Below are 25,737 nucleotides of genomic sequence, written 5' to 3'. Positions count from 1 at the left end.
AGTTTCTACTTGGGTATTTTTTTATCAAAAGTAATCGTAAAAATGACTATCACAGCAACAAATACTCGTTTTTGTCATCAAACATGGCAATTAGAAGCACAAATACAGCTCGTTCAATCTACGGAAGAAGTGACTTACGTTATTACAGATGTCACGCCGTTCCATCCCGTTAGTCACATATGGCCGGATCACCCTGCAGACAAAGGAACGTTGAAGGTGAATGGGGCTGAGCATGACGTGGTAGATTGCCAAGTTGGAGCAGTGGAGCAGAAAAGTGGTGCGCTGTATGTGGGTAGTGACATCCCTGTAAAGCGTGATGCTGAAGGTTGGGTGTTTGTCGTCGTGCATGTTTTATCACGTACGGAATCACTTGCAATTAATGACTTGGTGACATTAGCGGTAGATAAAGACTATCAAAATGCTTTGAGCCGAGGCCACACTGCAGGACACTTAGCGTATTTGGCGTTGAATAAAGTACTAGCGGAAGACTATTGGCGAAAAGACGCAGACCGCAAAGACCCACATGGTTATTATGACTTTAATAGCTATGCGCAAGTTACGAGTTATGTCACTCCAGACAAGTGCCTCGATACGTACCGTTTAGGCAAAACACTCCGTAAAAGAGGATTAAACAGTGCAGATATGCTGAATGACCTCCAGGCGATTGCAGAAAAAGTGAATGGCCAACTGGTTGAATGGCTTCAAAGAGATACGATGATCACCATGGAATGCCACGGCGATAGATTAACTGATTCTCGCTATTGGAAGTGCGATTTAGGGGAAGGTCAATTAGCGGTAATCCCTTGTGGTGGAACGCATGCGAGCCATTTAAATGAGTTTGCTTTTATCCAAGTTAAACTCGTTGAGCTCGACGCTCAAACTATCGAAATGCACACCAATGTAAACACTGCTTTCTGAATAAGATCTTTTTATTAAATTCTAATTTTTCGTTTAATTAAATTCAAATTAGGTTTTTTATTCTGCCTTAAATTGGAATGCAGAATATGTAACTTATGCTTTCGGTGTGTGGTTATATAAATATTCTTTTAAGGGGTGATCGCTGATCAAGGAGTAAATATCAGACGATCAGTATAAGATCCTACGTATCAAGTATGGTTAGCGCCTCGTGAAACTTGTTGGGGTGGTGATGAAGATCAACATACTTGTTCGTTATTTTGAGTAGCATGCGTTACTCGAAATTGCTTAGTTTAGAGAGAGGAACGGGATATGCAGCAGAACATTTGCCCGACTTGCAATGTCGAACTGGAATGGACAGGACAATACCATTGTGAACAGTGTGAATCGGATTTTAAAAAAGTAGGTTTTTGCCCTGATTGTGAGGCGGAGCTGGAGAAGCTGCAAGCATGCGGTGCTGCGAGTTACTTTTGCAATGTGTGTAATGAACTCAAATCAAAATCACGTGTCCGATTTGAGTTCCAGAAAATCAGTTAACCAGAGTTTGTATTCAGTTAACGGTAGAACGAACGTCGCCTTCGGCTAATCGAGTAATCAATACATCTCCCGACTTTACATCTGAAGATTGCGTAATTACTTTACCTTGCTCAGTTTGAGTAATTGAGTAACCTCGTTTTAATGTCGCTAGTGGGCTGACGGTGTCCAACTTCTCTGCGGCAATCTCGAGTTGATGGCGCATAGTCAGTAACTTGCGATCCATTGCATCCATCAGCTTTTGCTCAACACGCTCTAATTTGGACTTCTGCTCGGCAAGGTGTGTTACAGGAGAATTCAATTGCAGCCGATAATGTTGACGCTCGATTCGCTGTTGGCGCAAGGCAATAAAACGACTCATCGCTCGCTGTAAGCGCATGTCCAACTCATCTAACTGTTGCGTCTGACGCTGCAAGCGATAGCTTGGGTGCTGTCTCTCTAGACGGTGCACTAATTGCGCAGATTGCTGCTTTTGTTGTGCTAGGTAGTAACGCATCGCGCTCGCTAACTTATGCTGGCGGGTAACTAAAGCTTGATCTTTGTGGCTGTTATCACGGCTTACTAGCTCAGCTGCTGCTGATGGAGTAGGCGCGCGTACGTCGGCGACAAAATCAGCTATTGTCACGTCGACTTCATGTCCAACGGCGCTAATAATAGGAATTTGGCTTGCTGCAATCGTGCGAGCTAATATCTCGTTGTTAAAGCACCATAAGTCTTCCAATGAACCACCACCTCGGCCCACAATTAGCACATCACATTCATCACGGCTGTTAGCGCGACCAATGGCTTGTGCGATTTGAATGGCTGCATCTTCACCTTGTACCACTGTCGGATAAATCACAACGGGTAGGGAAGGATCACGACGTTTCAATACGTCTAAGATATCGTAAAGCGCGGCACCAGTTTTCGATGTGATGACGCCAACACGTTTTGGGTGTTCAGGCAAAGGTTGCTTATTGGTTTGAGCGAACAACCCTTCTGCGGCAAGCTTCATTTTCAGCTCTTCAAACTCTTGCTGAAGACGGCCGTCACCTTCCGGTTGCATGCTTTCGATGATCAATTGGTAGTCACCGCGAGGCTCATAAAGAGAAAGACGAGCTTTTACTAGGACTTGATTACCGTTAGTGGGCTTGAAAGTAACGCGGCGATTGTTACCACGAAACATGGCACATTTAACTTGAGCGCGAGAGTCTTTAAGAGTGAGGTACCAGTGACCAGAGACAGGAGCTGAAAAGTTGGATATCTCTCCGACGAGCCAAACGATCCCCATTTCGTTTTCAAGGAGTAAACGAACTTCTGCGTTGAGACGAGAAACAGTAAAGATGTTTTGATTGGTCTTGGAGAGCACAGCTAATCTCTTAGACGTGAGTATGGAAATTAGCGGCAATATAATACATAGCAAGGGGGTAATTGCAAGAAAAAAATTAAAAAATTTGTGGTCAAGCGATTGCGTTAACCGTATAATCCCTCCGCAATATCTAATCCAAATGTAGCTTGTTGCTAACACAGGTTACCCTCATTATGCGAAACGATGAGATTGGATTGTTCTTTTTACTCCTCTAATTGTGAGATATTGCAAATGCTAAGAATTGCCAAAGAAGCGCTGACATTCGATGACGTACTACTTGTGCCAGCACACTCCACCGTTCTCCCAAACACAGCTGATCTTCGCACTCAGCTAACTAAGAACATCACCCTAAACATCCCAATGATTTCAGCGTCTATGGACACTGTTACTGAAGCTCGTCTAGCGATCGCGCTAGCGCAAGAGGGTGGCATTGGCTTTATCCACAAGAACATGTCTATTGAGCAGCAGGCAGCCGAAGTTCGTAAAGTTAAGAAGTTCGAAGCTGGTATGGTAACTGACGCGGTTACTGTAAACCCTGACGCGACCATCGCTGATGTTGTTGCGCTCACTGAAAAGCATGGTTTTGCAGGTTTCCCTGTTGTCACTGAGAGCAATGAGCTTGTTGGTATTATCACTGGTCGTGACGTTCGTTTTGTGACGGACCTTTCTAAGAAAGTATCTTCAGTAATGACGCCAAAAGAGAAGTTGGCAGCGGTTAAAGAAGGTGCTACACGAGAAGAAGTGCAAGAGAAAATGCACGAAGCTCGCGTAGAGAAAGTATTGGTTGTGAATGATGAGTTCCAACTAACCGGTATGATTACTGCGAAAGACTTCCACAAAGCAGAACGTAAACCAAACGCATGTAAAGATGAGCGTGGTCGCCTACGTGTTGGCGCAGCAGTTGGTGCTGGTGCTGGTAACGAAGAGCGAGTTGCTGCACTAGTTGAAGCTGGCGTTGACGTTCTACTTATCGACTCTTCACACGGTCATTCTGAAGGTGTTCTAAGCCGCATTCGTGAAACACGTGCAGCTTACCCAGATCTAGACATCATCGGTGGTAACGTAGCAACTGGTGCTGGTGCTAAAGCACTAATCGAAGCTGGCGTAAGCGCAGTGAAAGTTGGTATCGGCCCTGGTTCTATCTGTACTACTCGTATTGTAACGGGTGTGGGGGTTCCACAAATCACTGCAATCGCAGATGCGGCAGAAGTGGCTAATGACTATGGTATTCCAGTTATCGCTGACGGTGGTATCCGTTTCTCAGGTGATATCTGTAAAGCAATCGTAGCGGGCGCATCATGTGTGATGGTTGGTTCTATGTTTGCAGGTACTGAAGAAGCGCCGGGTGAAGTGATTCTATACAACGGCCGTTCTTACAAGTCTTACCGTGGCATGGGTTCTCTTGGTGCAATGTCTCAAGGTTCTTCTGACCGTTACTTCCAGTCTGACAACGCAGCGGACAAGCTAGTACCAGAAGGTATCGAAGGTCGTATCGCATACAAAGGCCGTCTAAAAGAGATCGTACACCAACAAATGGGTGGTCTACGTTCAAGCATGGGTCTAACTGGTTCTGCAACTATCGAAGATATGCGTACGAAAGCTGAATTTGTACGTATCTCTGGTGCTGGTATGCAAGAGTCTCATGTACACGATGTTCAAATTACTAAGGAAGCACCGAACTACCGTCTAGGGAACTAATTACCTAACGGAAACGTTTGCTTTTTCCTTGAAGCATTAAGAAGAGGCGAGTACACTCGCCTCGGTTTTAATCACTTAGCCTTAAAAAGACTGCTCAAAATGACTAAAAATATCCATGACCAACGTATTCTGATCTTGGACTTCGGTTCTCAGTACACTCAATTAGTAGCACGCCGCGTACGTGAAATCGGCGTTTACTGTGAACTATGGAGCTGGGATGTAGAAGAAGCGGATATTCGCGAATTCAACCCAGATGGCATTATCCTATCTGGTGGTCCAGAAAGCGTAACGGAAGAGAACTCTCCACGCGCGCCTCAATATGTGTTTGATTCTGGTGTTCCTCTACTTGGCGTATGTTACGGCATGCAAACTATGGCGGAACAACTAGGTGGCAAAGTAGCAGGCTCTAACGAACGTGAGTTTGGCTACGCTCAGGTTAAAGTTTCTGGTGAATGTGCCTTATTTAAAGATCTTGAAGCAACTCAAGACGTTTGGATGAGCCACGGCGACAAAGTAGTAGAGATCCCAGCCGATTTCGTAAAAGTTGGTGAGACAGACACTTGTCCTTACGCTGCGATGGCGAACGAAGAGAAGAAATACTACGGCGTTCAGTTCCACCCAGAAGTAACACACACAAAAGGTGGCCTACAAATGCTTGAGAACTTTGTTCTTGGCGTATGTGGTTGTGAGCGTCTATGGACATCGGAATCTATCATCGAAGACGCGGTTGCTCGCATTAAAGAGCAAGTGGGTGACGATGAAGTTATCCTAGGCTTATCTGGTGGTGTGGATTCATCTGTTGTTGCGATGCTAGTGCACCGCGCAATTGGCGACAAGCTAACGTGTGTATTTGTCGATAACGGTCTACTTCGTTTAAACGAAGGCCAACAAGTGATGGATATGTTTGGCGATAAGTTCGGCCTAAACATTATTAAAGTTGATGCAGAAGATCGTTTCCTTGAAGCTCTGAAAGGCAAGTCTGACCCAGAAGAGAAGCGTAAGACAATCGGCCACGTATTTGTAGATGTATTCGATGAAGAGTCGAAAAAGCTGAAAAATGCAAAATGGCTAGCGCAAGGTACCATCTACCCAGACGTAATCGAGTCTGCGGCATCTAAGACTGGTAAAGCGCACGTGATAAAATCACACCACAATGTGGGCGGTCTACCAGATGAAATGGAAATGGGTCTTGTTGAGCCACTACGTGAGCTGTTCAAAGATGAAGTACGTAAGATTGGTCTAGAGCTAGGCCTGCCTTATAACATGCTTTACCGCCACCCATTCCCAGGTCCAGGTCTAGGTGTTCGTGTTCTTGGTGAAATCAAGAAAGAATACTGTGACTTGCTACGTCGTGCTGATGCTATCTTCATTGAAGAGCTTCACGCTGCAGACCTATATGACAAAGTATCTCAAGCGTTCACGGTATTCCTACCAGTTCGCTCTGTAGGTGTAATGGGCGATGGCCGTAAATACGACTGGGTTGTATCACTACGTGCAGTAGAAACCATCGACTTTATGACGGCACACTGGGCGCACCTACCATACGACTTCCTAGGTAAGGTATCTAACCGTATTATCAACGAAGTTGATGGCATTTCTCGTGTTGTTTATGACATTTCAGGTAAGCCACCAGCGACTATCGAGTGGGAATAATTTTCCTCTAGACTGTTGAGTTTATAAGAACCAGCCTCCGGGCTGGTTTTTTTTGTGCTTCAAATTTGTGAATAGGGGACTCAACTTTTTTGCAGGAGATATATACATGCGATAAAATTAAATATACATTCATTTTAATTGTTTGAATATTATAAATGGTATTGCTATGGAACAGGCTGAAGTTACCTCTCTAATTCCCATCCTTATTACTCTTTTCCTCGCGCTGACCACGAGAAATGTCGTTGTTGGTTTATTCGCGGGTGTGGTGAGTGGTGTCGCTATGCTCGAAGGGACATTTGTCGAACAAGGACCACTAGACTCGTTTAGTGCGTTGATGAAAAGCTATCTACTGCCGCAACTTACCGATAGCTACAATGCTGGTGTGATTTTATTATTAGTGTTCATTGGTGGTTTCGTTGCGCTGATGGAAAAGTCTGGTGGTGGTGTTGCTTTTGCTAAAAAGGTTACTCAATGGGTTGCGAGTAAATGCCAAGCTCAACTGTCCGCATGGTTCGGTGGTGTGGTTATTTTCTTCTCAGACCTTGGTACACCGTTGATTGTTGGTCCTGTTTTTCGCCCTTTATTTGATAAGTTAAAAGTATCGCGCCAAAAATTAGCTTTTATTATCGATTCTACTTCCTCTCCCGTCGCAATCTTGATTCCTTTTATCGGATGGGGTGTTTACATCATGGGGTTGATTCAAAAAGAGTTTACTGCCCTGAATGTCAGTATGAGTGATTGGGATGCTTTCATTGGCGCGATCCCGTATCAGTTTTACGCCTTTCTTGCGATCGCGATTGTGCCGATTGTCTCTTTCTTCAAATTAGATTTCGGACCGATGGCGAAAGCAGAACAATTAGCAGAGCAGGGCTCCGACTTTGGGAAAGTGCAGGAGTCTATGAATGTGTTTACGCATAAAAATGCAAAATCCAGTTTTGTATGGGCACCTTTGCTCGTTATGCTGGTGGTTCTATGTACTATCCTCGTGCCACACGGTTTCCCATTTCAAAAAGTGGCAGGCTCAACGTTTAGGGCTGCACTCTCTTCTGCATATTTCTTCGCGGCCTTCACTTTAATTGCGCTGATGGCGTTTTATGGCGTAAGAAAGCTTTCGGATGGTATTCAGGTTTATCTGAAAGGGATGTCAAACATGATGTCAGTGGCGGTGATTCTGGTATTGGCTTGGGCGCTTAGCTCGGTTGGGAAAGAATTAGGTGCAGCTGCATACATTGCTGAACAAGCTCAAGCCGGTTTCCCTTACTGGTTATTGCCAGCGGTTGCGTTTTTACTGGCCGGTATTATCTCGTTTGCGACGGGATCATCTTGGGGGACGTTTGCCATCATGATGCCATTAGTGATCCCAACGGCCGTCGCGATTGATGCTCCATTGTTAGTTTGTATTGGTGCGGTGTTATCTGGTGGCCTGTTTGGCGATCACTGTTCGCCAATCTCTGAAACGACGATTTTGTCGTCGACAGGGGCAGGGTGTGAGCAGTATGAGCACTTCCGTACACAGTTGCCTTACGCATTACTCAATGGAATGATTGCATTAGGGTGTTTCCTTTTAGCTGGAATCAACGCCTCGCCAGTGATTGTGCTTGCCGCTATTGTTGCTCAGTGTGTGGTTTATTTTGTGTTGTCTAAACAAAAATCAACCGCGAAGCTAGACGTGGTTTCGGCAGAACAATAAAGGTAGAAATATCATAAAGCGGAGGCTCATTGGGTCTCCGCTTTTCTTTTGAGTCAAGGTAACATTTTTCTTGTGACAAAATGTGTGCGAGGACTTATTTATTCATTTTGTCTCGCAGAATCAACGCACTTAGCTCGGCGTTTTGTATATATGATCCACTATATGTCTAGTTATTCCTTGTATATTGTATTGTTAAAATCCGGAGACTAGACATGTTTGCACTCAAACATCTTCCTCTTGCATTGAGTTGTGTCCTAGCTGCACAAGTGAATGCGAGTATGAATATCCAGCCCGACCCGCAGAATCCAAACGGTTATGTCATTGCTCGTGGTGACGTTCAAGCCGTAGAGCAAAGCAAAACCTCTGACCCTATGTATGCCATTTGGTCACAAGCATTAGAGACGCGCCCGAACTCAGTGGTGGAGGCGATTGTTCCTGGAGCGGCAACCAATCCAGAAAACGTGAAGCGTGTAGAGCGTGTGTTCCCTGAAAGTGAGTGGGACTTCCTGACTCAAATGGCGGCACCTGAATACACTTACACGCGTTTCCTACGTGCAATTGGTAAGTTCCCAGCATTCTGTGGTGAGTATACGGATGGTCGAGATTCGGATGCGATTTGTAAAAAATCGATCGTGACAGCCTTTGCTCACTTTGCGCAGGAAACTGGTGGTCATATTTCGATTGATAACGTATCGGATAACCCTCTTGGATTGGAAGAGTGGCAGCAAGCTTTGGTTCATGTGCGTGAAATGGGCTGGTCAGAAGGTCAAGAAGGTTACACGACAGGTTGTGGTCAGAATGACTGGCAAAATAAGCGTTGGCCATGTGAACCAGGACAAGGTTACTTTGGACGTGGTGCTAAACAGCTTTCTTACCATTTTAACTATGGCGCGTTCTCTGAAGTGATGTTTGATGGTGATGCATCTGTATTGCTAAAAAATCCAGGCTTGGTTGCGGATTCATGGTTGAACTTAGCATCGGCTATCTGGTTCTTCCTAACTCCACAAGCACCGAAACCTGCAATGCTACATGTGATTGACCGTACTTGGGTGCCTTCACAGCGTGAGCTTGATGCTGGTATTGGTTACGGCTTTGGTACCACCATCAACGTGATCAATGGTGGTATTGAGTGTGGTGAGCAAAACAAGGATAAAGGTCAACCTGTTAACCGTATTCGTTATTGGGAAGGTCTTGCCGCCCATTATCAAATTCCAATTGAAGCTGATGAAACAAACACTTGTTGGCAGCAGACGCCTTACGGCAGTCTGAACCTAAATGGTGCGACAGACGTGCTTTACACCAACTGGGATGGTAACTGGAAATACTACTCAGATCGCCCTGGAGGCCATTCGTTTGAATGTGAGTTGGTTGGTTTCCAAACGGCTTACTCTGCGCTAGTTGCGGGTGATTACGAGAAGTGCGTAACTAACTTCTACCAATCTCATGCGGGTTGGCCTGAAGTTCGTGTGGTTGACAAGTTAGATCCTGTAGATCCGGTCGATCCACCTGTAGGTGGCGTGGCGGCTTGGGATGCAGGCAAAGTGTATAACACTGGTGATCAAGTTTCTTACCAAGGTGCTGTTTACGAAGCGAAATGGTGGTCACAAGGTAATGAGCCAACGCAAGGTGACCCTTGGAAGTTGGTTTCAGGCACTCCGACGGAGCCGCCAACAACGGAACCTGAACCACCGGTGACTGAGCCAGAGCCGCCCGTCACAGAACCTGAGCCACCAGTCACCGAGCCAGAACCACCAGTGACAGGTAATTTTATTCAGTGGGAGCCGGGCGTAACGCAAGTGGCTAACGGTGATAAAGTGACGTACCAAAACAAATGCTTTGTCGCAAAAAACGGCCCTGGAGTGTGGGAAACCCCAACGCAAAGTAACTGGTTCTGGGACGAAATCTCTTGCCTGTAGTTGATTGAAAAATAGTCTAACTATCTATAAAGACTCTGCTTTTTAGCGGGGTCTTTTTTTATTTGAGCGGCTGCTTATTTATGGAATCTAAGTTTTCAATAACAGTTTTTCTCTTTTGTTCTGGGGCCCATTAAAATTCGCGCGCATTTTTTATCAACATTTTTGAAAAAAGGTATTTGTACATGTCGACAAAACTGGCTAACCCAGCACCGCTAGGTCTAATGGGTTTCGGTATGACCACTATTCTGCTCAATATTCATAACGCAGGATTTTTCCCAATTGACTCTATGATTCTAGCGATGGGCATCTTTTACGGTGGCCTTAGCCAAGTAATCGTTGGCATCATGTGCTTTAAACGCGGCGACACGTTCGGCACAACTGCGTTTACTTCTTACGGTCTATTTTGGCTAACACTAGTAGGCTTGATCGTAATGCCTCACATGGGTCTTCCTGCAAGCCCAGCAAGCTTTATGGGTTGGTACCTAGCGCTTTGGGGCATCTTCACTGGTTTCATGTTCATTGGTTCTCTATGCTACCCAACAGCGAAGCAAGTGGTATTTGGTTCTCTAACTATCTTGTTCTTCCTACTCGCAGCTCGTGACTTTACTGGTAGTGAAGTGATCGGTGCTATCGCTGGTTTCGAAGGTATCTTCTGTGGTGCAAGCGCGATTTACTTCGCAATGGCACAAGTACTAAACAACGAATTTGGTCGTGAAGTTCTACCTGTAGGTAAAGCAAAAATCGCTCGTAAAGTTGAAGCTGTCGCTGCTTAATCCTTTACACATAATGCAGAAAAGGGGATTAACCAATGGTTAATCCCCTTTTTTATGCTCTTAAACGGACCACTGCTTTTTCTTGTTTATGCGTTAAGGCTATGTTGATGGTTGTTCAACAGTTTCTGTAGTACTGTTGTCTGCCGTTGGTGCCTTACCCGTTTTACGCTTGTACTTATCTTCCCAGTAATCTGCGCCTTTAATGCCTAGCGCTACAGGGTTGAATGTAAAGTCGGTCACACCACGTTTTTGTTGTTCTTCGTAATCGTTCAATGCTTTGAGAGCTGGTTTCGACATAAAGAAGATGATCAAAATACCGACGATGTTAAGCCATGCCATTAGACCTACACCTACATCACCCATCGCCCAGGCTAAGTTGGCGGTTTTCACGGTTCCGTAGAACACGGATGAAATAATGATGACTTTCAGAATAAACATCAGCCCATTTACTTTGAATGTACGACGAATGTAAGCAATGTTCGTTTCTGCAATGTAGTAGTAAGCCAGAATGGTCGTAAACGCAAAGAAGAAGAGTGCGATTGCGATGAATGGCTTACCCACACCAGGTAGCGCACTTTCGATCGCCATTTGCGTAAATACAGGACCATTCGCACCAATATCAGCCGGTAGGTTTTGAATTAGGAACGTACCTTCAACTGCACCATTTACGTTGTACGCGCCAGTGATAAGAATCATAAACGCGGTTGCTGAACACACAAGTAGTGTATCGATGTAAATAGAGAAAGATTGAACAAGACCTTGCTGAGCTGGGTGATCAACACTCGCTGCAGCTGCAGCGTGAGGACCAGTACCTTGACCTGCTTCGTTGGAGTAAACGCCACGTTTTACACCCCAACCGATTGCCGCACCAACACCTGCCATTGGTGTGAACGCGTCACCAATGATCATGCCGAAAATGCGTGGAACCTCACCAATGTTTAGAAGGATGATGACAAATGCAGTGATGATGTAAGCCAGCGCCATAAATGGCACAACGATTTGGGTAAAGTTCGCAATACGTTTTACGCCACCGAAGATGATGAAGGCCAGAATGACACAGACAACCGTACCAGTGAAAATTTTAGCAAAACTGAAGGTACCAATAGCGGTTTCAATCATGTCACCTGAGCCAAATGCTGCTTCTACTGCGTTACCGATGCTGTTCGATTGAACGCCAGGAAGTAGAACACCACATGCAAAGATGGTTGCGATAGCGAAGATCCAAGCGTACCATTTTTGTCCCATTGCTTTTTCAATGTAGTAAGCAGGACCACCACGGAATTCACCTTCGTCTTCTTCTTTATAGATTTGCGCAAGTGTCGACTCTGCGTATGCGGTTGCAGCGCCAAAGAAGGCAACGACCCACATCCAGAATACGGCGCCTGGGCCACCGAAACCGATAGCGGCAGCAACACCAGCAATGTTACCTGTACCTACACGGCCAGATAGTGAAACGGCAAGTGCCTGAAATGACGATATCCCTTTTGTTGAACTCTTCCCTGAAAGTAATAAGCGCCACATCTCAAAGAAGTGACGAATTTGTACAAAACGCGTCATGATTGAATAGAACAAACCTGCGCCAAGGCACAGATAGATCAGTACCGGGCTCCAAATAATTCCATTCAGAAAATCAACTAATGACTGCATGAGTATTTTCCCTGTTAGTTGTGTTTGTGGTTGTTTTTCACACAATACATTACCCTTTATGTAATGCAAATGTTAACTTTTTTGGCTATAAATCCTTTGTAGCGTGATGGTGAACACAGAATGGAGAGTGATTGTTAAAATTTAGTTCTTGTTGCTTATTTGCTCCTTTGGGGTAGAAGATTTGTCTGATGATTAAATATGCAGCATATTGTCATTAAAATGTGCTGCATATTTGATGAGTTAAAAATGCCAAATGTTATGCATTTTGTAGAGTAAAGGCCTGTTTGTTTTTTATGCAGATATGTCCTTATGCATAACGGCAAAGGTTAAGCTCTGTGTCATCCATCACTTTCGCTTTTTCGCCAGCCATAATGCTCGCTAGCAATTGGCCAGAACCACAAGCCATAGTCCAACCCAGAGTGCCGTGTCCGGTGTTAGTAAAAAGGTTATCGTATTTAGTTGCGCCAATAATCGGTGTGCCATCAGGCGTCATTGGTCTAAAGCCACTCCAAAACTCGGCTTGGTTAAAGTCGCCGCAGCGAGGGAAAAGATCACGGATGACCATTTCGATGGTATTTTTTCGTTTTTGCGGAAGGGAGGCATCAAACCCTGCTAATTCTGCGGTGCCCGCTACGCGAATTCTGTCATCAAACCGAGTCATGGCGACTTTATAGGTTTCATCCATCACAGTAGAGCGAGGAGAGAAGTGCTCATCTTCCATTGGGATGGTGAGCGAATAGCCTTTTACTGGATAGACAGGAATCTCAATGTCGATTTGCTTGAGTAGCGCTGTAGAATAGCTGCCAGAGGCAACCACATATTGGTCCGCTTTAAACTGTCCTCGGTTCGTTTGGACACCCATGATCTTTTTACCTACTGTAACCCAATTGCTTACTTCGGTGTCGAACTCGAACCTGACGCCATGGGCCTTAGCGAGCTCTGTTAGTTGTTGGCAAAACTGATAGCAATCGCCTGTTTCGTCATCTGGCAGGTGCAAGCCACCAACCAGCTTATCTTTCACAAGATCCAGTCCAGGTTCTTGTTCAATGCAGCGTTCTACGTCCATCAACTCAAACCGAATCCCGCTTTGCTCTAGAAGCTGCATATCCTTTTCAATGGCTTGCAGCTGTTGAGGCGTTCGAAATACTTGCAAGGTGCCGAACTGGCGACCTTGATATTCAATGGCATGTTCTTGACGTAATTGTTCCAGACACATGCGGCTGTGGTTAGCAATAGAAAGCATGCGAGCTTTGTTGACTTGATAGCGAGACAGGGTGCAATTGGCCACCATCTTACTTGCCCAACTGATCATATCGGCATTGAGGGTTGGCTTGATTTTGAGTGGAGCATGCTCTTCCATTAACCACTTTATGGCTTTAACAGGAACACCAGGCGCAGCCCAAGGCGAAGAATAGCCGTACGAGATCTGCCCAGCATTGGCGAAACTTGTTTCCATTGCACTGCTTGGTTGACGGTCAATAACGGTAACTTGATAGCCTGCTTGAGATAAATACCAAGCAGAGGTTAAGCCGATGACGCCGCTGCCTAATACGATGACTTCCATTGATGTACTCCACACATTTATCTGAGTGGTTAGTTTCTTTTCTTTACCTTTTGTTAACAATCGATATAAATTACATACAGCGTTTAGAAAAACTATAGGCTCAAGGATGAGAAGTAATTTAATAAGTAGCTTGTGTCTGTTTAGCCAAGTCGCGGAGCACAGCAGCTTTACTGGCGCGGCTAAGTTTTTGCACCTCACTACGGGAGCCGTGAGCCAACAAATTATTCATTTGGAAGCGTTATTAGGTTTTACTTTATTTGAACGCCATTCCCGCGGTATTCGTTTAACCGCTAAAGGCACTCAGTTACACCAAGCGACGCAGTTTCACTTTTCCGAGCTGAGCAAACTGCTTGATGAGCTCAAAGTAGAAAAGCACACCAATGAGATTCGCTTAAAATTAACGCCTTCTTTTGCTTTTAAATGGTTAGTCCCAAAGCTGGAAAGTTTTCATCACGAGAACCCGGATATCCAAGTGCAAATCTTCGCGGAAGGGGCGTTGGTAAATAGTGAGATAAAAGATTATGACGTCGCGATAGACTATGGTCTTCATCCTTACCGAAATGCTAACGCGGAGTTGATTTTGGATGAGCAACTGCTGCCCGTAATGAGTCCGAAGTACCTTGAGGATCATGGTTGGCTAAAAGTGCCTTTTGATGAACAAGAATCCTCAATGTCAGTGAAGAAATGGCAGGAGGCGACGCTACTACACGATGCGATGCCATGGGAAAAAGCGACGCGTGACTATGAGTGGCTATATTGGGCGTCAGCAATGGGATTAGACTTTAAAACCGATGTTGGACACTTTTTCAATAGAACGGATATGGCGATGTCTGCGGCGGAAGCAGGAGTTGGGATTGCGATGGCACGAATGGCACTGATTGAGGATGAATTGACGACAGAGCGTTTAGTTTCTCCCTTTCAGCCGGTTCCAGCCAATGCAGGGTACTACTTGATCATGAACACACGAAGCCAGTCCACAAACAAGTTTCGTACTTGGTTATTACAGCAAGTGGCAAACAAATAGATATAGTACTTGGTGAGTCAGATAGAAAACACCGCCTCGATGACGGCGGTGTTTTATTTGGGATTACTGCCGTTGATAAACCGACTCGCCTCGGCTGATGGTTTCTTCCACGTTTAGGTCTTTTAGCACCTTAGGTTCCACTTTCAATGGATTGTTATCGAGGATGATTAAATCCGCATTTTTGCCCACTTCGATAGAACCTTTATACGACTCCTCAAAGTGTTGGTAAGCCGGCCAAATGGTCATGGCTTGCAGCGCGGTGTACGTGTCAACGCGCTGATCTGGCCCCAGTACTTTATCGGTTCTGGTGGTGCGATTGACGGTCGCATCCAATACTCGGAATGAACTTGGCAGCGCCACAGGTGCGTCATGGTGTGTACTGAATTTTAACCCCGCCTTTCTCACCGCTTGAGTTGGTGAAATGAAATCGGCACGAGGATGGCCGAGTACCGAGTCCACATGCCAGTCACCCCAATAAAAAGTATGCATTGGGAATAGAGAAGGAAAGATGCCTTGCGCAGCTAAGCGATCCACTTGGTCTTGGCGCATGGTTTGGCCGTGAATGAGTACAGGTCGGCGGTCTTGTTTTCCTAGCTTTTCATTTGCTTTGGTCACTGCGTTGATAAATTGCTCGATCGCAGCGTCACCATTGGCATGCGTCAGCACTTGCCATTCATTTTTAAAGGCCGTTTCTACGTAATCGTAAGCTTGTTGATCTTCAAAGGTTGGGTAGCCAGCGTAGTCTTTATCTTGTCCATGTGGAGGGTGGAAGTAAGGCTGACTTAGCCATGCCGTTTTACCTTGTGGAGAGCCATCAAAGTTCAGCTTTACGCCACCGATGCGGAAATGGTTTTTGTACTCTGGCGTGTTGTATTCCGAGTCCATAAAATCACTGCTCGATACCATATCGGCGTAAGCAACCAAGTCGATCATTAGCTTGTCGTTTTTCGATGCGCGTTTCATCGCTTCATAACCTTCTGATGTTGCTCGTCCTTCTTGAGCCGTGGTATAGCCATATTTCGCGTACAAACCTTGCGAGGCTTCTAACATGCGATCTTGAAGTTCTGAATCAATCAACTTATTGAGGTTGAACAGCATTGCAAAGTGCGCGTTTTCTTCTAGGACCCCATTTGGTTCTTGGCTGTTTTCCATTCGGCGGATAATGCCACCTTTTGGATCTTCCGATTCTGATGTGATGCCTGCTAGCTCTAACGCTTTACTGTTTGCGACACTCAAATGCCCCGAAGTATGGATGATTAATACAGGCTTATCTGTGCTGACTTTATCGAGATCCGCTTTGGTAGGGTAGTAATCCAGTTGGGCGTCGTCGTAACCAAAACCTAAAATCCATCCGGTTTTCTCAATGAATAGGCGTTGCGTATTATTGTTCTCGGCATTTTTCAGAGTTTCGATGATTTTCGCAACGGTATCGGCTTCGCCATCAGGAGATGGCAGCACGTTTGCGACCATGGCTTGCAGACCAACACCATACACATGACTGTGCGGATCAACAAAGCCAGGCAACATAGTTTTGCCTTTTAAGTCGACCAACTGTGTTTTACCGAACTTGTGTTCCATCGCTCCATCTTTGCTGCCGACATAAATGATTTTCTCGCCTAATGTCGCGACGGCTTCGGCGTACTCTGGCTTATCGCTAGCCATGGTTAGGATATCGCCACCATAATAAATTTTGTCTGCGGCGGTTACTTTTAGCGGCTCGGCGACGGCTTCTTTCGCTTCTTCAGAAAAACACCCCGTTAAAGCAAGCCCAGATAGGGCAATGGGGATCCAGTTTTTGTTCATCGGTCATCTCCATACAGAGTAAGGTTTTTGCCTATTGCCCCCATCTCAATGAGTTTGAGAACTCAATAGGTCAAATTCACTTTAGTTCATATTGAAGGAGGATTATCAACAAGATTAAAGACTTTCAATCAAGCGCAAGTTATACCTATCGATGAATATCAAAAATGTTACCTTTTCCCATTTCATAAACGTTTCTGGACTTGGGCAATGTGACCCATAACGAGGTTCTGTGGTTAAAAAGTCGGCATGATAAGTCCACGATTTATCTCGATGACGCTCAAGGAAGAACATGAAAGACGAAACGCTATCCATCCATTTTGGTTACGAAACTGACCCTACCACTAAATCTGTCGCGACGCCGATTTATCAAACGGTCGCGTACGAGTTTGATAACGCGCAGCACGGCGCTGATCTGTTTAACTTGGAAGTACCGGGGAATATCTACACTCGCATCATGAATCCGACTAACGACGTTCTGGAAAAGCGCATGGCGGTGTTAGAAGGCGGCATTGCCGGGTTGGTCGTGAGTGCGGGGAGTGCAGCGATTAACTATGCGATTCTGACGTTAGCACAAGCGGGCGATAACATCGTCTCTACGCCGCAACTTTATGGCGGTACTTACACCTTGTTTGCGCACATGTTGCCAAATCAGGGGATTCAGGTGAAGTTTGCCAAAGATGACAAACCAGAAAGTTTGGCTGAGTTAATTGATGAAAATACCAAAGCGGTGTACTGCGAGAGCATTGGTAACCCAGCCGGTAATATCATTGATTTAGAACGTGTAGCGGAGCTTGCTCACGCACAAGGCGTACCTGTGATTGTGGATAACACCGTCGCGACACCAGTACTGTGCAAACCCATCGAATTCGGTGCGGATATCGTCGTTCACTCCCTCACTAAGTACGTTGGTGGACACGGCACCACATTGGGTGGCGTGATTGTGGATTCCGGTAAATTCCCTTGGGCGCAGCACAAAGACCGCTTTCCCGTTTTCAACCAACCAGAACCTTCTTACCACGGCGTGGTGTATACCGAAGCGTTTGGTGAGGCGGCATTTATCGGGCGCGCGCGTACCGTACCATTGCGTAATACCGGATCGGCATTATCACCGATGAATGCATTTATGCTTATGCAAGGGCTAGAAACGTTACCGCTGCGTATGGAGCGCCATACCGAGAACACTCTCAAAGTGGCTGAGTTCTTGGAACAGAATGACAAAGTCAGTTGGGTGAGTTATGCCGGATTGCCAAGTTCTGAACACTTCCATCTCGCCGAAAAATACATGAAAGGTAAGCCTTCTGCGATTTTGTCGTTTGGTTTAAAAGACGGCTATGACGCAGGTGTGCGCTTTTATGACGCTCTGAAAATCTTTAAGCGTTTGGTGAACATTGGCGATGCAAAATCATTGGCTTGCCATCCAGCATCGACGACTCATCGTCAGTTGAGCGAAGCAGAACAAAAACAAGCTGGTGTGTCACCAGAGATGATTCGTTTATCTGTAGGTATTGAGCATATTGACGATATTCTAGCCGATTTAGAACAGGCACTAAACGCGTAAACGATTCTGTTTTTAGCTTTTGGTTACCCATAGGCCAGCCTTTAAAAAAGCTGGCCTGTTTTTATTTTATTATTTAAATATCAAAGGCTTTGGTTCTTTTGGTTTGTGGTATTCCAAAAGCTCATAGAGGGTGAAATTTATTCCCTTGTCACGTTTGGGGTTGTTCCTGATGATGTGTGCAAATCTTATACATTGGAAGGGACTCAAATGTCTTACGTATTTCACCGTCATTGCCATGCCACGCTGCCAATCATCGATAAAGGTGAGGGTGTTTATCTATTCGATAAGCATGGAAAGCAATATTTTGATGCTTGTGGTGGTGCTGCGGTATCAAACCTTGGCCACAGTCATCACGCAGTTAAAAAAGCGATGTTGGAACAGCTCGAGCGAGTGCCATTTGCTCATACTGGATTTTTTACTAGTGACAACAGTGAGCGCCTAGCAGAATTGATTTGTCAGCACATGCCTGAACAGTTCAACCATGTGTACTTAGTCAGTGGCGGATCAGAAGCGGTGGAGTCGGCACTAAAGATGGCGCGGCAGTATTTCGTGGAATCAGGTAAGCCAGAGAAAAAGCAATTCATCGCGCGTCAGCAAAGTTATCACGGCAATACGTTGGGAGCTCTGGCGGTCGGTGGTAATGAATGGCGACGTGAACCGTTCAAACCCATCTTGCATCCGAGCCATCACATTGCCCCTTGCTATGCTTATCGGTATCAGCAGACTCATGAGTCGGAATTGGATTACTCATTGCGAGCGGCGAATGAACTTGAGGCAAAAATTCTTGAGTTGGGGGCTGAGAATGTAATGGCTTTTGTCGCCGAGCCTATTGTGGGAGCCACCGCTGGAGCTGTGCCTGCAACGCAAGGTTACTTCAAACGTATTCGCGAAATATGCGGCCAATACGATGTGTTACTGATCTTGGATGAAGTCATGTGTGGCATTGGGCGAAGTGGCAGTTTTTTTGCGTTTGAGCAAGAAGAGGCAGAGCCCGATCTGGTTTGTATGGCTAAAGGGCTTGGTGCGGGTTATCAACCTATTGGCGCGGTGGTTGCGAATGATCGAGTCTATCAAGCTATTGCTGATGGAAGCGGTTTTTTCCAACACGGTCATACCTTTATGGCACACCCTGTGGCGTGCGCTGCCGCCGTGGCAACAATTGAAACCATCTTCCAAGATGACTTATTAACGGCGGTGAATCGGCAAAGTGTTTTGCTGCGTAATGAGCTTACTTCTGCATTGGCCCATTTACCGTACATTGGCGACATTCGTGGTAAAGGCTTGTTTTTTGGCATTGAGCTGGTGGCGGATAAAGAAAGCAAGTCGCCTCTGAGTAAAGCCACATTGGCAGACAAACGCATCAAACAGCGAGCCATGGAAAATGGCTTAATGTGCTACCCAATGGGCGGAACGATTGATGGCGTTAATGGGTACCATATTTTGCTCGCACCGCCATTCATTATTCAGTCTCATCATATTGATGAACTAGTCGGCAAACTCTCACTGACGTTAAAAGAGGTGGCGGAGACATGGAAGTAGCAAACCAATATTTGCGAGAATCTATCGCCATTATCGTGGCTCCAAACGGCGCAAGAAAAACCAAGCACGATCACGTCAACTTACCCATGACAACAGACGAACTGGTTGCAGAGGCTATCGCTTGTCAAACGGCAGGGGCTGCCATGATCCATTTGCATGCTAGGGGCGCTAACGGACGTCATTCATTAGACATCGACGACAACATGGCAATTTACCATGCCGTGAAAGAAGCGGTGGGAGAAACCATGATGGTACAGCTCACCACAGAGGCGGTGGGCTTGTATTCTCCGCCACAACAGATGGCGTTAGTTAAAGCTGTGAAACCAGAAGCGGCTTCTTTCGCATTGAGGGAGTTAATCCCCGATCGCGCAAGTGAGAAAGAAGGGCATGCCTTTTTCCATTGGTTGGCAGAAAACAACATCGTGAGCCAAATTATTCTCTACGATACAACCGACATTGAACGTTATTTTCAACTGCGTGATGCGGGCGTGTTACCTAAAACGCATCAGCATGCATTAGTGGTATTAGGGCGTTATCAACAAGCTCAACAGTCTTCGCCATGGGATTTGCGAGGTTTGAATTTGGCGCGTTTTGTCGAAGAAGAAATTCGATGTGCCATTTGTGCTTTTGGCGCGCGAGAGCAAGACTGTTTAGCGAGTGCGATGTTACTTGGATTCGATGTGAGAGTGGGGTTTGAGAATAACCACGTCGATGTGGCAGGCGAGTTAGCAATCAGTAATGCGGCTCAGGTGGAAGCTCTACGCGATGTGGCTAGACACTTTGCGATTCCTTTACACAGTGCGCAAAGTTTGCGTTCAGTTTTGAAGTAAATCTGTTCGCGGCAAGAAAAATAAAGAAGAAAGGAAAGTAAAAAGGCTCCATCGGAGCCTTTTCGGTATTTGTCGTTAGTTTTCGGTTTGCACTGCGGGTTGGCGTGCGGGATGTTTGATAAACACCGCAACAACAGCAGCTATCGCTAATGCAAAGCAGTAGTAAGAATTAGCAACTACTTCAATTGGCGATAGGTTGAATACGGAACCTAGCAGCAACACTTGAGCGCCGTAAGGCAACACGCCTTGCACCACGCATGAGAAAATGTCTAACAAGCTTGCTGAGCGGCGAGGAGAGACATTATTCTCTTCCGCCAGTTGGCGAGCAACGCTGCCCGATACAATGATGGCTACGGTGTTGTTTGCCGTACAGCCATTGACCATCGACACCAAGCCTGCGATACCTAGCTCACTCGCGCGGCTGTTGGCATGCTTAGAGTGGCTAGAGCCAAACGCGTGGATAAGGCTGCTAACGAAATTGGTTAGGAAAGCAAGGCCGCCTTGACGACGCATCAGTTCACTCAAACCACCAATTAGCATGGACAACAAGAAGATCTCTTGCATGTTACCAAAGCCTTTATAAACGTCTTGGGCTAGATTAGTCAGTCCGTAATTGTCAATCGATGCCAAGCTCACGCCGCCAGCCAAAAGGATACCAATCGACAGAACCACAAACACATTCACACCAGATACCGCTAGGATCAAAATAGTGATGTACGGCAAGACTTTTAGCCACTCAATATCGCCAGTTGCAGGCACTTGAGTCGCTGTACTGTTGAAAGCGAACACTGCAATCGCGATCAACGCCGCAGGCAAAGCAATACGAATGTTCTCTTTAAACTTGTCTTTCATCTCACAACCTTGAGAGCGTGTCGCCGCGATCGTGGTGTCAGAGATGATAGAAAGGTTGTCACCAAACATAGCGCCGCTCAGCACAACGCCTGCGGTTAACGGTAAGCTCATCCCGGCTGATTCAGCAATGCCTAACGCTACGGGTGCAACGGCTGCGATGGTACCCATCGAAGTGCCCATTGCTGTTGCGATAAAAGCAGAAATCAGAAAAATGCCCGGTAAAATCATACTGGTTGGAATTGCGGATAAACCAAGGTTCACCGTTGCATCAACACCGCCAGAGGCTTTTGCTACAGCAGCAAAGGCACCAGCAAGAAGATAGATCATACACATTGCGATGATGTCTGGGTGGCCAACACCACGCATGAAGTGTTCGATTGAGCGGTTAAGTTTCTCTTTACTTAAAAGAAACGCAATGATGATGGCTGGTAATACCGCGATGGGTGCAGGCAGCTGGTAGAAGGCAAATTCAACGCCTTGCAAAGATAAGTAAGTGCCTACGCCAATAAACAGCGCAAGGAATACAATCAATGGGATCAGTGCGACCGCAGAAGGTGCAACTGTTTTAGTTGTTTGTTGGGAACCGGACATGTAAACGACAATGTTAATAATAAGAGAGAAGAGCAGACTAATATCACATTTACGCATTGTCAACGTCTAGACGTCTAAATGGCTGTTTAAATTTTGCACGTAAAGAAAAAGATAAAAGCTCGTATTACGTATCTCACTGATACCACGAGCTTTAGTTATGCGCCAATGAAGAGGCTGTCGTTATTGCATTGATTTGGCTTTTTTGCGTTTAACAATACCTAAAACCATCCACGTAAATAAGACTGCAGCAAATGCCCATACCAGATATTTGTATTCGGTGTACAGGTTGCTCAACACGCTTAAATGTTCAAATGCAAAGTGAGTTAACAAGCTGAATACCAATACCCAAACCGTCGCCGCGAGGGCGTTACCGAGCAAAAACTCTCTACGTGGCATTTTCGCGATACCGCACGCAAGAGGCATAAATTGCTTCATTCCTTCAATAAAGCGACTGACGACCAAGCACGTAGGGCCGTATTTCTGGATAGTCAGTTGAAGTGTTTGCATCTTCGGGCCAGAGATATAGCCTTTTTTATCCAACCAGCCTTCAAAGTAATACCCGATTAGGTAACCACAGGTATTCCCCAAAAAGCAGCTTAGCCACGATACCATCATAACCATACTTAGGTTCATGACTTGTTCTGAAGAGAGCAAAGATGCCGCGATCATCAGCGATTGACCAGGCATCGGTACACCTATCCCTTCTAGAAATATACTGACAATCAGCGCCAAGTAGCCGTATTGCTCGAGCAAAGGCTTCATTGACATGAGAAGTTCGTTAATGTGTTCCAAAAGCTTTCCCCTAATAAAAGCGGAACGAAGTTGGAGTGATACTCCGAATGTCCTACTGGGTCAATTCTTGTTTCTTACCGCTGAGAAAAACTGACATGCCTCTGATTATTGTGCGGAATCAATCTGCTGCTTGTTTTATTCGCCGCCACGCTCCCGTGTGGCGGCGAATAAGGTACACCATTATGACTCTTTAGCTTTAGTAAATGCGCCATACAAATCAAGGCGTCGGTGACGTAAGTTGGTTACTGAACCCTCGGTATTAAGTTGCTTCAACTTAGTCAAATCAACATCGGCGAAGATCATCATTTCGGTGTTGGCGCTTGCTTCTGTCAAGGTTGCATCGTGCGGGAAGTAGATATCCGACGGTGAGAATACGGCAGATTGCGCGTACTGGATGTCCACGTTATCAACACGAGGTAAGTTACCAACACTGCCACCAATTGCAACATAGCATTCGTTTTCAATGGCACGAGATTGGGAACAAATTCGTACTCGTTGATAGCCATTTTTTGTGTCCGTCCAGAAAGGAACGAATACAATTTGTGCGCCTTGTTCTGCTAACATTCTTCCCAATTCAGGGAATTCGCTGTCATAACAAATAAGTATGCCGACTTTGCCCGCATCGGTTTCGAACACTTGAACATTGTCACCACCGTCGATCACCCAGTCTCTTTGTTCATGAGGCGTGATGTGGATTTTATATTGAGCGTTAATTTCACCATCTCGTTGCAGCAAGTAGGCCACATTATACAGTTTGCCATCTTCGATAACGGGCATACTGCCTGCAATAATGTTGATGTTGTAGGTGACTGCCATCTGCGAGAAACGGTTTTTGATCTCTTCCGTAAAGCTAGCCAAAAAGCGGATTGCTTCAACGGAATTTTTGTCGTTTTGCAAGCCCATCAGCGGTGCGTTAAAGAACTCAGGGAATAGGGCGAAATCGGCCTTGTAATTCGCAAGAGAAGAAATGAAGAACTCAGCTTGATCGAGCAAATCCTCCAGGTCATTCATCGCGCGCATTTGCCACTGTACAACACCAATTCGAATCAGAGTCTTTTCTACATCGTGTACGGATTGAATATCCTCTTCGTAGAAAAAGTTATCCCACTCCAGCAGTGTCGCGTAACCTTTAGAAGCACTGTCCTCTGGCAAGTATCCACGCATGATACGTTTTACATCGAAGTCGTTAGCAAGCTGAAAAGACAAAATAGGGTCATGAAGCTCACGGCGTTTTACTTTGTCGATGTACTCTGCAACGCTCAGTTCATCGGCGTATTGGTGGTAATTAGGAATGCGACCACCGGCTAAAATTGCTTTGAAGTTCTTACTACGGCAAAGCTCTTTACGCGCATCATACAAACGTCGACCCAAACGTAGCCCTCGATAGTCCGGGTGGACAAATACATCGAGACCATACATTGCATCACCAGTTACTTGATTCTGTATGACGTTGTTTTCGGTAATGATGTCGGTATATAGGTGAGGAAGAGAAAAGCGGTTGTAGTCCACTTTAATGGTTAATGCTGCACCGACTATTTTGCCGTTATCTTCAATACAGATTTGGCCATCAGGAAACTGATGAATGAGATCCATAATAGTCAGCCGTGGCCATGAGCCGCCAACATCAGGAAACACTAAGTCCATTAGTTCTGCAAGCTCAGGGTAATCCGTTGGCTCAATGGTACGTAATGAGAGTTTGGGCGAATTGCTGTCCATATCTTTCAATCCATTTATCCTTTTGAAACAGTGTTAATGAGAATGCCACAATTTGGAGCAGACAGATACTGAAGTCTTTGAGTTGTTTGGGTTACCAAAAGCATATCAAGAAAACAATATTAGCTTAATTTGCTCTTCAACCATTCGTAAAACGCCGCCACTTTCTTAGCCGATAGGCGATAATTTGGGATCATCACGTAATAACCATAACCACTCTGTAAAGATAGGTTAAGAATACGTTGGATATCCCCTCTTAAAATAGAATTCTGCGCCATAAAATCAGGAAGTAAGGCGAGTCCTTTTCCCATTTTGACGGCTTCGTAAGCTAGGTAAAAATGTTCAAAGCCTACAGAGTGATAGGTAACGGTTGATTCTACTGCATGCGCAGCCTTAAATTGCTCCCACAACTGAGGACGAGTGATTTGAGGTATCAGCGGATAGTCGCTAACAGCGTGCACATTCTTGAGTGCAGGAGCGTTAATACAACCGACCAATAGTAGAATTTCTTCGCATAGTAAGTGGCTGTATTCATAATGCGTGGACAATGGAAGACAACGAATATGCAAGTCGCTTTCACCGCTTGAACCTTTTACGTTCCCATCTCCGGTACAGATTCTTACACGGATATTGGGATGTCGCTGGTGGAAGTCATCAATATGAGGTACCAACCAAAGGCTAGCGAAAGAAGGAGTAACATCCACGGTGAGCAATTCTTGCTTTGAATCTGATTGTATTAAGTTGGCGGTTGCATTCTGAATAAGTTCTAGTGCTTCTGTGACTTGCGGTAGGTAGCGTTTTCCTTCCTCAGTTAACTCAATACCATTCGAGCCTCTTTGTATTAAAGGTAAACCCACTAGTTGTTCAAGCGCGGCAATTTGTTTGCTTACTGCACTTTGTGTAATGCATAGGGCATCCGCCGCTTTAGAGAAGCTGAGGTAATTTGCAACCGCGACAAACGTCCTTAATGCTCGGATAGAAGGGTACTCACTGCCTTTTAACATACTTCAGTCCCATGGAGATAGCCTATTCACAGAGTAGGAGATTTACCTATTGAAGCAAAGAGAGAAAAAGCCGATGTGTGATTACCTTCCTTACTCGTTCATAAAGAACCCAGACCAAAAATTAAGAATCCTAAATATAATGGGCTGTCTCTTATACACATCTGACGCTGCCGACGAATAGCAAAAAAACAAACAATTACCTAATTCGAGAAAACAACCCCACGATGAAATCAACAAGTTTATCTTGGCATTTGTACATACTACTTAAGCTAACGTCTACGCTGGCTTTGCTG

Annotated in this window: 19 protein-coding genes; 11 read left to right on the top strand and 8 right to left on the bottom strand. The window is 45.5% G+C overall.

All coding sequences use genetic code 11. The annotated features are described in order from the left end of the window. Nucleotides 1-42 precede the first annotated feature (42 nt). Together EX191_RS18030 and EX191_RS18025 are read left to right on the top strand one after the other, a co-directional pair. Complete coding sequence (locus EX191_RS18030; protein ID WP_193448203.1) at nt 43-918, top strand: alanyl-tRNA editing protein; 876 nt, start codon at nt 43-45, stop codon at nt 916-918. Between the two features lie 309 nt (nt 919-1,227). After that, the gene (locus EX191_RS18025) at nt 1,228-1,452 is read left to right on the top strand and encodes a zinc ribbon domain-containing protein (RefSeq protein WP_031780210.1); all 225 of its coding nucleotides are present in this window, start codon (nt 1,228-1,230) and stop codon (nt 1,450-1,452) included. Nucleotides 1,453-1,465: 13 nt separating this feature from the next. On the opposite strand, the gene xseA is transcribed toward EX191_RS18025, so the two are convergent. After that, nucleotides 1,466-2,797: an exodeoxyribonuclease VII large subunit gene (xseA, locus tag EX191_RS18020; RefSeq protein ID WP_193448202.1), complete on the bottom strand. Its 1,332-nt coding sequence runs from the start codon at nt 2,795-2,797 to the stop codon at nt 1,466-1,468. A gap of 231 nt (nt 2,798-3,028) precedes the next feature. On the opposite strand from xseA, the gene guaB reads away from it, so the two are divergent. The 5 genes from guaB (at nt 3,029) to EX191_RS17995 (ending at nt 10,527) form a co-directional block, all read left to right on the top strand. After that, nucleotides 3,029-4,495 carry an IMP dehydrogenase gene (guaB, locus tag EX191_RS18015; RefSeq protein WP_005391524.1) on the top strand — a complete coding sequence of 489 codons (1,467 nt, stop codon included), beginning with the start codon at nt 3,029-3,031 and terminating at the stop codon, nt 4,493-4,495. 99 nt (nt 4,496-4,594) lie between these two features. Continuing rightward, nucleotides 4,595-6,148 carry a glutamine-hydrolyzing GMP synthase gene (gene guaA / locus EX191_RS18010; RefSeq protein WP_005391523.1) on the top strand — a complete coding sequence of 518 codons (1,554 nt, stop codon included), beginning with the start codon at nt 4,595-4,597 and terminating at the stop codon, nt 6,146-6,148. 166 nt (nt 6,149-6,314) lie between these two features. Continuing rightward, a complete protein-coding gene (locus EX191_RS18005) occupies nt 6,315-7,838 on the top strand; it encodes a Na+/H+ antiporter NhaC family protein (protein ID WP_193448201.1) in 1,524 nt (507 codons plus the stop codon). A gap of 212 nt (nt 7,839-8,050) precedes the next feature. Beyond that, nucleotides 8,051-9,754, top strand: a complete 1,704-nt coding sequence (locus tag EX191_RS18000; RefSeq protein ID WP_193448200.1) for a chitinase — start codon at nt 8,051-8,053, stop codon at nt 9,752-9,754. 182 nt (nt 9,755-9,936) lie between these two features. Beyond that, nucleotides 9,937-10,527, top strand: a complete 591-nt coding sequence (locus EX191_RS17995; protein WP_005391518.1) for an acetate uptake transporter — start codon at nt 9,937-9,939, stop codon at nt 10,525-10,527. A 99-nt stretch (nt 10,528-10,626) separates the two neighbouring features. Here EX191_RS17995 and EX191_RS17990 read toward each other — a convergent pair whose 3' ends face one another. Both EX191_RS17990 and EX191_RS17985 read right to left on the bottom strand, forming a co-directional pair. Then, complete coding sequence (locus EX191_RS17990) at nt 10,627-12,174, bottom strand: alanine/glycine:cation symporter family protein (RefSeq protein WP_012842106.1); 1,548 nt, start codon at nt 12,172-12,174, stop codon at nt 10,627-10,629. A gap of 307 nt (nt 12,175-12,481) precedes the next feature. Continuing rightward, entirely contained in the window at nt 12,482-13,738 is a 1,257-nt protein-coding gene (locus EX191_RS17985) for a D-amino acid dehydrogenase (protein ID WP_193448199.1), read from the bottom strand. Between the two features lie 106 nt (nt 13,739-13,844). Between EX191_RS17985 and EX191_RS17980 the strand changes: the two genes are divergently transcribed. Further along, nucleotides 13,845-14,762: a LysR substrate-binding domain-containing protein gene (locus tag EX191_RS17980; protein WP_193448198.1), complete on the top strand. Its 918-nt coding sequence runs from the start codon at nt 13,845-13,847 to the stop codon at nt 14,760-14,762. Between the two features lie 63 nt (nt 14,763-14,825). On the opposite strand, the gene EX191_RS17975 is transcribed toward EX191_RS17980, so the two are convergent. Then, entirely contained in the window at nt 14,826-16,565 is a 1,740-nt protein-coding gene (locus EX191_RS17975; protein WP_193448197.1) for an amidohydrolase, read from the bottom strand. 289 nt (nt 16,566-16,854) lie between these two features. Between EX191_RS17975 and EX191_RS17970 the strand changes: the two genes are divergently transcribed. The 3 genes from EX191_RS17970 to EX191_RS17960 all read left to right on the top strand — a co-directional run bounded on the left by EX191_RS17970 (nt 16,855) and on the right by EX191_RS17960 (nt 20,492). After that, nucleotides 16,855-18,123 carry an O-acetylhomoserine aminocarboxypropyltransferase/cysteine synthase family protein gene (locus tag EX191_RS17970; protein ID WP_193448196.1) on the top strand — a complete coding sequence of 423 codons (1,269 nt, stop codon included), beginning with the start codon at nt 16,855-16,857 and terminating at the stop codon, nt 18,121-18,123. Between the two features lie 207 nt (nt 18,124-18,330). After that, nucleotides 18,331-19,662 carry an aspartate aminotransferase family protein gene (locus tag EX191_RS17965; RefSeq protein WP_193448195.1) on the top strand — a complete coding sequence of 444 codons (1,332 nt, stop codon included), beginning with the start codon at nt 18,331-18,333 and terminating at the stop codon, nt 19,660-19,662. Continuing rightward, nucleotides 19,653-20,492, top strand: a complete 840-nt coding sequence (locus EX191_RS17960) for a beta-keto acid cleavage family enzyme (protein WP_193448194.1) — start codon at nt 19,653-19,655, stop codon at nt 20,490-20,492. Before EX191_RS17965 ends, EX191_RS17960 begins: the two co-directional genes overlap by 10 nt. A 75-nt stretch (nt 20,493-20,567) precedes the next feature. On the opposite strand, the gene EX191_RS17955 is transcribed toward EX191_RS17960, so the two are convergent. The 4 genes from EX191_RS17955 to EX191_RS17940 all read right to left on the bottom strand — a co-directional run bounded on the left by EX191_RS17955 (nt 20,568) and on the right by EX191_RS17940 (nt 25,444). Then, nucleotides 20,568-21,935, bottom strand: coding sequence for a Na+/H+ antiporter NhaC family protein (locus EX191_RS17955; RefSeq protein ID WP_168187822.1), 1,368 nt, complete (start codon nt 21,933-21,935; stop codon nt 20,568-20,570). Nucleotides 21,936-22,115: 180 nt separating this feature from the next. After that, nucleotides 22,116-22,703 (bottom strand): DedA family protein, encoded by a 588-nt coding sequence (locus tag EX191_RS17950; protein WP_193448193.1) that lies wholly within the window; start codon nt 22,701-22,703, stop codon nt 22,116-22,118. Nucleotides 22,704-22,907: 204 nt separating this feature from the next. Further along, entirely contained in the window at nt 22,908-24,443 is a 1,536-nt protein-coding gene (locus EX191_RS17945) for a bifunctional GNAT family N-acetyltransferase/carbon-nitrogen hydrolase family protein (protein WP_005391488.1), read from the bottom strand. 119 nt (nt 24,444-24,562) lie between these two features. Continuing rightward, nucleotides 24,563-25,444 (bottom strand): LysR family transcriptional regulator, encoded by an 882-nt coding sequence (locus EX191_RS17940; RefSeq protein WP_193448192.1) that lies wholly within the window; start codon nt 25,442-25,444, stop codon nt 24,563-24,565. Nucleotides 25,445-25,737 lie beyond the last annotated feature (293 nt).

Origin of the sequence: Vibrio chemaguriensis (assembly GCF_012275705.1) — a bacterium.
Lineage (GTDB): Bacteria > Pseudomonadota > Gammaproteobacteria > Enterobacterales > Vibrionaceae > Vibrio > Vibrio diabolicus.
Note: the sequence above shows the minus strand (reverse complement) of the source record. Positions and strands in the feature narration are given on the sequence as shown.